This window comes from Sphingomonas sp., assembly GCF_031380695.1.
In the GTDB taxonomy this organism is placed as follows: Bacteria; Pseudomonadota; Alphaproteobacteria; order Sphingomonadales; family Sphingomonadaceae; genus Sphingomicrobium.
Genome location: NZ_JANMWY010000319.1, coordinates 1 through 8538 on the forward strand (window position 1 = coordinate 1; position 8538 = coordinate 8538).

Genomic DNA, 8538 nt, shown 5'->3' on the forward strand with positions numbered 1-8538 from the left:
CGCGCTCGCCGACCTGCGCGCCGAGGGGATGACGACCGGCCCCGACGGGACGCGGTTCGACGCGGTCGTGCTACAGCGCGACGGCGAGCGGCGGACGATCGCCGGCATCCATGTGCCGATGCCCGGCCGCCACAATGTCCAGAATGCGCTGGCGGCGATCGCGGTCGGGATTGAGTTGGGCATGGCCGACGACGCGATCGTCAGCGGCTTCGCCCGGTTCGAAGGAGTCAAGCGCCGCTTCACCAAGGTCGGCGAAGTCGACGGCGCGATCATCATCGACGATTACGCCCATCACCCGGTCGAGATTGCGGCGGTGCTGTCGGCGGCGCGCGAGGCTGCGGTGGGGCGGGTCATCGCCGTCGTCCAGCCGCACCGCTTCACCCGCCTGCGCGACCTGATGGAGGACTTCCAGAACGCCTTCAATCAGGCCGACGTGGTGTTCGTCGCGCCGGTCTATGCTGCCGGCGAGCAGCCGATCGAGGGGATCGACGCCGCCGCACTGGCGGAAGGGCTACGCGCCCACGGGCATCGCATGGTGCGCACGGTGGCCGACCTCGACGAGGTATGCGCCGGGCTGCGCGACCTGGCGGCGGCGGGCGACATGGTCATCTGCATGGGCGCTGGCGACATTACCAAATGGGCGGCCAGGCTGGGCGACGGCATCTGCGCCGCGCGGGCGAATAAGTGAGCGTGGCAACTCTGCCAGGGATTCGCGGAAAGCTGTCCGAAAGCGCCCCGCTATCACCCCTCGTCTGGTTCAAGTCCGGCGGTCCCGCGCACACCCTGGTCGAGCCGGCGGACATCGACGACCTTAGCGCCTTCCTCGCCGCGCTCGACCCGGGAACGCCGGTCATGGCGCTCGGGCTCGGTTCCAACATGATCATCCGCGATGGCGGATTCCCGGGTGTCGTCGTCCGCCTCGGCAAGCCGTTCGCGAAGGTCGAGGCGCTGGGCGACCATGCGCTGCGCTGCGGGGGCGGGGCGTCCGGCATCCTCGTCAGCTCGACCGCTCGCGACGCGAGAGTTTCCGGCCTCGAGTTCCTCCGCTCGATTCCCGGCACCGTCGGGGGGTTTGTCCGGATGAACGGCGGGGCTTACGGTCGGGAGACTAGCGAAATCCTGGTCGAATGCGACGTCGTCTTGCGCTCGGGCGAGAGACGGACGATGGCACGCGACGAGCTCGCCTACAGCTACCGCCACAGCGAACTCCCTCCCCAGGCGACCGTCGTCTCCGCCACCTTCCGCGGCCAGCCCGGCGATCCCGCCGCGATCCAGGCCGAGATGGACCGCATCGCCGCCGCCCGCGAAGCTTCGCAGCCGCTGCGCAGCCGCACCGGCGGATCGACCTTCAAGAATCCGCCCGGTCACAAGGCGTGGGCGTTGATCGACGCCGCCGGCTGCCGCGGTCTCACACTCGGCGGGGCGCAAGTATCGGATAAGCATTGCAACTTCCTGCTCAACCTCGGTAACGCGACCAGCGCCGACATCGAGGCGCTCGGCGAGGAGGTGCGCGCCCGCGTGCTGGCGCACAGCGGGATCAGCCTCGAATGGGAAATCCAGCGGGTGGGAGTGGCGTGAGCGTGGGGGTCGACAGGAATCTGCACATAGTCGTGCTGATGGGCGGCTGGTCGGCGGAGCGGCCGGTGTCACTGATGAGCGGCGCGGGCGTGGCGGCGGCCCTGCGCGAGCGTGGTTTCACCCAGGTGACCGAACTCGACATGGATCGCGAGGTCGGCGCGCGGCTGTTCAATCTCGATCCCGACGTCGTGTTCAACGCGCTTCATGGCACGCCCGGCGAGGATGGCACGGTCCAGGGCATGCTCGACCTGATGGGCATCGCCTACACCCATTCCGGCTGCACCACCTCGGCGATCGCAATCGACAAGGAACTGACCAAGGCGGTGCTGGTGCCGCACGGCATCCGCATGCCCGCCGGGACGATGGTCGACAGCGATAGCCTCTACGCCGCCGACCCGATCGCGCGGCCCTATGTGCTGAAACCGGTCAATGAAGGCTCCTCGGTCGGCGTCGCCATCGTCACCGACGGCGGCAACATGGGCCAGCCGATCGGTCGCGAAAGCGAGGGGCCGTGGAAGCATTTCGACCGACTGCTGGCCGAGCCCTTCATTCGCGGGCGCGAGCTGACCGTCGCCGTGCTCGCCAACGAGCCGCTCTGCGTCACCGAGTTGAAGCCGCACAATGATTTCTACGACTATGAGGCCAAATATACCGACGGCGTCACCGAACATATCTGCCCCGCGGATGTCCCCGCCGATATCGCCGCGTCGATGATGACGATGGCCGCCGACGCCCATCGCCTGCTCGGCTGCAAGGGCGCATCGCGCTCCGATTTTCGCTGGGACGAAGAGCAGGGCGAGGGCGGGATCTACTTGCTCGAGGTCAACACCCAGCCAGGGATGACCCCGCTCAGCCTGGTCCCCGAACAGGCCAGGCAGCGCGGCATCTCCTATGGCGAATTGGTCGAGCGCCTGATCGAGGAAGCATGTCAATGAATGCCGCCGCCCGTCGCGCCCCCGCACCCCGTTCGCGTAAAGCCGCCAAGGTTACCGTTCCCAAGGGCGTGGTCAGCCGCCTGCCGGTCAACCAGGCACAGGCCAACCGCCTGGCCGGCACCATGTTCGCAATGTTCGCACTGGGCATCGTCGCGGTTGCCATCGTCGCGCTCGACCTGCCGGCCAAGGCGGGCAATGCGGCGGGCGACGCGCTCGGTCGCGCCGGGTTCGCGGTCGGCGGCTATCAGATCGTCGGGCTCAACCGGATGAAGCGCTCGCTGGTCGATGCGGTCGTGACCGACGAACTGCACCGCGCTGCAGAGGCCGGAACTGGCGGTAAGCCGGCCGAGGCGCTGGTCGATGTCGATGCGATCCGCGACCGGCTGATGCACTATGGCTGGGTCAAGGACGCGCGCGTGTCGCGTCGCCTGCCCGATGGGCTGGTGATCGACATTGTCGAGCGCAAGCCCGCCGCGCTGTGGCAGGACAAGGACCAGCTTTCGCTGATTGATCGCGATGGCGTCGTCCTCGACCGCGTGCCGGTGTCGCAGATGCCCGACTTGCCGCTGCTGATCGGACCGGGCGCGAACGGCCAGGCGTCGTCGCTCGACCGGCTGCTCGATGGTGTGCCGACACTCAAGCCGCAGCTCGCCGCCGCGACCTGGGTCGGACAGCGCCGCTGGGACCTGTCGTTCCAGTCGGGCGAGACGGTGGTGCTGCCAGAGCGCGAAAACATAGCGAGCGATGCGCTCGTCAAATTCGCGAAACTCGACAAATCGGCCGGATTGCTCGGGCGCGGGCTCAAGCGGTTCGACCTGCGCCTGCCGGGCAAGATGACCGTGCGCCTGCCGCGTGCGCCGGGCGAGGCGATCGCGCTGCCGGAGTCGGCCGCCGCCGCCCCGACCGGATCGGTCAAGGACTGACATGACGGCAACCGGCGATCAGCCTATCTTCACCGCGCTCGACATCGGCTCCTCAAAGGTTAGTGCGATGATCGTCGCGCGCGATCCCGACGGCCGCCTGCGCGTGCTCGGCACCGGCCAGCGCGAGAGCCGCGGGGTCAAGCGCGGCTACATCACCGAAATGGAGACGAGCGAAGTCGCGGTGCGCGAGGCGGTCGAACTGGCCGAACGCATGGCTGGCGTCTCGGTCGACGACGTCTGGGCGAGCTTCGGCGCCGGCGGGTTGGTCAGCGACCTCGCCAATGTCGAGGTCGAGCTGGGCGGGCACCAGGTCGTGCAGTCGGACATTGATCAGCTGCTGACGACCGGCCGCAACGCCATCAACCGCAACGGGCAGCTTGTGCTCCACGCCCACCCGGCGCTGTTCACGATCGACCGCAACCAGGGCGTGAAGCAGCCGATCGGCCTGTTCGCCAACCGGCTCGGCGTCGACATTCATGTTGTCGCGGCCGACGAGGCACCGCTCAAGAATATCGATTTCGTGATCCGCTCGGCTCATCTCGGCGTCAACGCGATCGTCGCGTCGCCGATCGCCGCCGCCATTGCCTGCCTCAGCGAGGAGGAGCGCGATATCGGCGTCGCGCTGGTCGAACTGGGGGCGGAAGTGACCAATGTCTCGCTCCATGCCGGCGGCATGCTGGTCGGGCTGCGCTCGATCCCGTTCGGGGCAAAGGACATTACCGACGACATTGCCTGTGCTTTCGCCATCCAGCGACGCGACGCCGAACGGCTGAAGACCTTTTACGGCTCGGCGATGACGTCCCCACGCGACAATCACGAGATGATCGACGCCAATCCGATCGGGGCCGAGGATGGGGCCGACCCGACCCGGCTCACGCGGGCCCAGCTGATGACCGTCATCCGCGCCAGGATCGAGACGCTCACCAGCGAAATCGAGGCGGCGCTCAAGGCGCTTGGCTTCACCGGGCCGGTCGGGCGGCAAGTTGTGCTGACCGGTGGCGGGTCCGAGCTGAAGAATATCGCCGACTACATGCAGGGCGTGTTGGGCCGCGCGGTCCGCGTCGGCCGGCCGCGCGCGATCCCCGGCCTGCCCGAGGCGCATAGCGGGCCAGCCTTTGCGACGCTGGTGGGGCTCGCCAATCTTGCCGCCAGTGGGACCGGCGACATCCGCGACCTCGTCGGCACCGTTCGCGAGCGGCGGCCGGCCAGGGGCCTGGTGGGCAAACTGATCAGCGCGTTGAAACAGGGTTATTGATGCAATCGGGACTCACCACTGTGTCATAATGAATCAATCGTAGCCTTTTTTTCGTGTGAATTAACTTTTCGCTTGGGGTCGCTAGTCGGTTGGTGCAAGATTCGGCCTAATAGTTTCAGCACATCGAACATTTGGGGGACCAACTCATGAGCATCGATTTCATCCGGCCGGAAGTCGACGAGCTTCGCCCCCGGATCACGGTCATCGGCGTCGGCGGCGCGGGCGGCAACGCCATCGCCAACATGATCCGCCAGGACGTGCAGGGGGTCGATTTCCTCGTCTGCAACACCGACGCGCAGGCGCTCAACAACAGCCTCGCCGACCGCCGCATTCAGCTTGGGCCCAAAATCACGCAGGGCCTCGGCGCCGGTTCGCGGCCCGAAATCGGGCGCGCTGCCGCCGAAGAGACGCTCGAGGATCTCGAGCGTGCGCTCGACGGCGCGCACATGTGCTTCCTCGCCGCCGGTATGGGCGGCGGCACCGGCACCGGCGCTGCTCCGGTCATCGCCAAGGCGGCGCGCGACCGCGGCATCCTGACCGTCGGCGTCGTGACCAAGCCATTCGCCTTCGAAGGCTCGCGCCGCGGCCGCGCGGCTGACGCCGGGATTGAAGAACTCCAGAAGCATGTTGATACCCTCATTGTCATCCCCAACCAGAATCTGTTCCGCCTCGCGAACGCCGACACGACCTTCAAGCAGGCGTTCGAAATGGCCGACGAAGTTCTTCAGCAGGGCGTTCGCGGGATCACCGACCTGATGGTCATGCCGGGCCTCATCAACCTCGACTTCGCCGACGTCCGTTCGGTGATGGGCGAAATGGGCAAGGCGATGATGGGCACCGGCGAGGCCGGGGGCGAGAAACGCGCGATCGAGGCGGCCGAGAAGGCGATCTCAAATCCGCTGCTCGATGGCGTCAGCATGAAGGGTGCCAAGGGCGTCATCATCTCGATCACCGGGGGCGAGGACATGCGCCTGATGGAGGTCGACGAGGCCGCCAGCCATATCAAGGAACTGGTCGATCCCGACGCCAACATCATCTGGGGCTCGGCGTTCAACAATAATATGGAGGGCCGCATTCGCGTATCGGTCGTCGCCACCGGGATCGAGGCCGATGCCGCGACCGGCGCGGCACCGGGCAAGGTGTTCACCTTCCCGAGCAGCCGCACGATCGCGACGCCGTTCCCGGCAGTGCAGCCCGCACTGCGCGCCGCGGTTCCGGTCCCCGCGCCGGTCGCCGTGGAAGCACCGCTCGAGCTGACCGACGAAGCCGATGATGAGCTGCTGCTTGACGCCGACGACATTCTGACCAGCCCGGTCGCCGCCGCACCGATCGCGCCGCCGGCCGACGAGGTTGCTGCCGACGATGGCGCGCCGCGCAGGGATAGTGGCACGTTATTCGAGCGCATGTCGAATATCGCCCGGGGCGCTGCCAAGGCGCAGGTTGACGAGGAGCCGGCGACCGGTTTCCGCCGCGAGCCAATCGACATTCCGCGCTTCCTCAATCGCCAGAACAATCAATAGCCGGTAGCGGCGGAGCGGCTCGTCGCCACTCCGCCACGGACTGGCGCTCGCGGCTTTTCAGCAAGACATTAGCAAGCTCCGGTACGGCATGAATTTCCCCATGGCCGTTGTTCAATCTGCCTGCCGAACTGTTTTTCTCGCGGGCGCAATGCTCGTCGCGGGACCCGCACTCGCGCAATATATCGATGCGGCCCCGCCGCCCTTGCCGACCGCGCCGATCGGGACCGAGAATGTCGGCGACGCACTATCCCGCAACGTCCGCATCCTGGCGCAGAGCCCGCGCGATTATGCCGCGCTGGTCGGGGCCGGGCGGGCGGCGCTGGCGACTGGTGATCCAGAGGCTGCGGTCGGCTTCTTCGGGCGGGCCGAGGATGCTTCGCCCAAAGCCTCCGCGCCCAAGGCCGGGCTGGGTGCCGCGCTGGTTGCTATGGGCGAACCCGCGCGGGCGCTGCCCAAGTTTGACGAAGCGCAGCGGCTCGGCGCGCCGCTGTCCAGCTTCGCCGCCGATCGCGGCCTTGCCCGCGACCTGCTCGGGCAGCAGTCGCTGGCCCAATCCGACTATCGGCTGGCGCTGATCGGTCCCGACGGTTCCGAAGCGCGGCGGCGGTTGGCGCTGAGCCTGGCTATTTCGGGTGATCGGGTCGGCGCGATCGCGACGCTCGCGCCCCTGCTTCAGCGCAACGACATGGCGACAATCCGCACGCGCGCGTTCATCCTCGCGCTGGGCGGCGATGCCGATGCCGCCGACCGGCTGCTCGACAGCAGCATGCCGGGACTGTCACGCAGCCTCGATCCTTTCTTTCGCCGCTTGCTCTCCCTGTCGCCGGCGCAGAAGGCGGCGGCGGTTCACCTGGGCGTGATCCCGGGCAGCGGCGTGGGAAACGGCGCCATTGCCGGATCATCGGTTGGCCTTCCTGCAAGCCCGCGCCTGGCCCAGTCGCAGTCCGGCCTGCCCGATGGCCCATCGCTGTCGACGACCAGCGATTCGACGCAGCCGGTAACGGGCGACCGGCTGTCCGGCATCGAGGATATCTTGCGCGGGCCGGCCAAGCCCGCGCCGCCACCGGTGGTCATTCGGCCGGTGCCGCGCACAGTGACCGCAGCGCCAGCCGCAATCGCCCCGAAGCGCGTCTGGATCCAGCTCGCCAGCGGCGCGAGCGAGACGGCGCTGGCCGGGCAGTTTGAACGGCTGGCCCAGCGCGAGCCTGCGATCTTCGCCGGCATACGTCCCTACGTTACCAACGTCGATGGCCGCACCAAACTGCTTATCGGCCCGTTTAAAAGCAGCGAGGACAGCAGGATCTTCTTGGAAAACCTTGCCGACGTGCGGATTGAGGGCTTTAGCTGGATCAGCCCGGAAGGGCAGGTCGTCAGGAAGCTTGCCAACCCATGAAAATTTCGCTGATGTTGGCCGCGCACCCCGACAGATCGCGCGGCCGGCGTCATGGTGAGGCCGATGCCGGCCCGCGCGGCCCGCGCGATATCTTCCAGCGCGATCGCGACCGCATCGTTCACTCGGTCGCCTTTCGCCGCCTGCGCCACAAGACGCAGGTGTTCATCGCCCCCGATGGCGATCATTTCCGCGTGCGCCTGACCCACTCGATCGAAGTCGCCCAGATCGGTCGGACGATCGCGCGGGTGCTGGGCCTGAACGAGGATCTGACCGAGGCGCTGTGCCTGGCGCACGATCTCGGCCATCCGCCGTTCGGCCATGGCGGCGAGGATGCGTTGCAACGGACGATGAGCGACGCCGGCGGGTTCGATCACAACGCGCATACGCTCCGGCTCGTGACCGGCTTGGAGACGGTCTATCCCGATTTCGACGGGCTTAATCTCAGCTGGGAAGCGCTCGAGGGGCTGGCCAAGCATAACGGGCCGGTCGCGTCCGTCCCGTGGGCGCTGGCCGAAGCCAATGCCGGGTTCGATCTTCGTCTGGCGTCATGGCCGAGCCTGGAGGCGCAAGTCGCGGCGATTGCCGACGACATCGCCTATGACAATCACGACATCGACGACGGGCTGCGCTCGAGCATCCTCGACATGGAGCAATTGCTCGAGGTGCCGATTGTCGCGCGCCACTGGGCGGCAATCGGCAAGCGCCACCCGGACCTCGCCGCCGACCGCCGCCAGCGCGCGCTGGTCCGCGACATGATCGGGACGATGGTCGGCGACGTACTCGTCGAGACCCGGCGGCGCGTGGTGGAGGCGGGGGTCGAGACGATCGACGATGTCCGCTTGGCAGGGCGGGCACTGGTTGGGTTTTCGGACACAATGGCGGCAGAAGAACGCGCGCTGAAGCGCTTCCTCTACGATCGGCTCTACAACAGTGC

8 protein-coding genes are annotated in these 8538 nt (G+C 67.5%); all 8 read left to right on the plus strand.

Annotation, left to right across the window (positions count from 1 at the left end; translation table 11 throughout):
- On the plus strand, positions 1-688 hold a 688-nt coding region (locus RMN84_RS11495; protein WP_309612305.1), incomplete at its 5' end, for a glutamate ligase domain-containing protein.
- Positions 685-1578: a UDP-N-acetylmuramate dehydrogenase gene (gene murB, locus RMN84_RS11500; protein WP_309612306.1), complete on the plus strand. Its 894-nt coding sequence runs from the start codon at positions 685-687 to the stop codon at positions 1576-1578. The genes RMN84_RS11495 and murB, both read left to right, overlap by 4 nt.
- 38 nt (positions 1579-1616) lie before the next feature.
- On the plus strand, positions 1617-2513 hold the full coding sequence (locus tag RMN84_RS11505) for a D-alanine--D-alanine ligase (RefSeq protein WP_405051484.1): 897 nt from the start codon (positions 1617-1619) through the stop codon (positions 2511-2513).
- On the plus strand, positions 2504-3436 hold the full coding sequence (locus tag RMN84_RS11510; RefSeq protein ID WP_309612308.1) for a cell division protein FtsQ/DivIB: 933 nt from the start codon (positions 2504-2506) through the stop codon (positions 3434-3436). The genes RMN84_RS11505 and RMN84_RS11510 overlap by 10 nt, the downstream gene beginning before the upstream one ends.
- Before the next feature lies 1 nt (position 3437).
- The gene (ftsA, locus tag RMN84_RS11515) at positions 3438-4691 is read left to right on the plus strand and encodes a cell division protein FtsA (RefSeq protein WP_309612309.1); all 1254 of its coding nucleotides are present in this window, start codon (positions 3438-3440) and stop codon (positions 4689-4691) included.
- Between the two features lie 146 nt (positions 4692-4837).
- Positions 4838-6211, plus strand: coding sequence for a cell division protein FtsZ (gene ftsZ, locus RMN84_RS11520; RefSeq protein ID WP_309612310.1), 1374 nt, complete (start codon positions 4838-4840; stop codon positions 6209-6211).
- Positions 6212-6359: 148 nt separating this feature from the next.
- Complete coding sequence (locus RMN84_RS11525) at positions 6360-7604, plus strand: SPOR domain-containing protein (protein ID WP_309612311.1); 1245 nt, start codon at positions 6360-6362, stop codon at positions 7602-7604.
- Positions 7601-8538: dGTP triphosphohydrolase (gene dgt, locus RMN84_RS11530; RefSeq protein ID WP_309612312.1), on the plus strand; the 938-nt coding region annotated here is incomplete at its 3' end. The genes RMN84_RS11525 and dgt, both read left to right, overlap by 4 nt.

Excerpts from the sequence above, each read along its gene's own strand:
- RMN84_RS11505 (WP_405051484.1), top strand. The coding sequence starts at position 1,617 with ATGGGCGGCTGGTCGGCGGAGCGGCCGGTGTCACTGATGAGCGGCGCG.
- RMN84_RS11510 (WP_309612308.1), top strand. The coding sequence starts at position 2,504 with ATGTCAATGAATGCCGCCGCCCGTCGCGCCCCCGCACCCCGTTCGCGT.
- ftsA (WP_309612309.1), top strand. The coding sequence starts at position 3,438 with ATGACGGCAACCGGCGATCAGCCTATCTTCACCGCGCTCGACATCGGC.
- ftsZ (WP_309612310.1), top strand. The coding sequence starts at position 4,838 with ATGAGCATCGATTTCATCCGGCCGGAAGTCGACGAGCTTCGCCCCCGG.
- RMN84_RS11525 (WP_309612311.1), top strand. The coding sequence starts at position 6,360 with ATGCTCGTCGCGGGACCCGCACTCGCGCAATATATCGATGCGGCCCCG.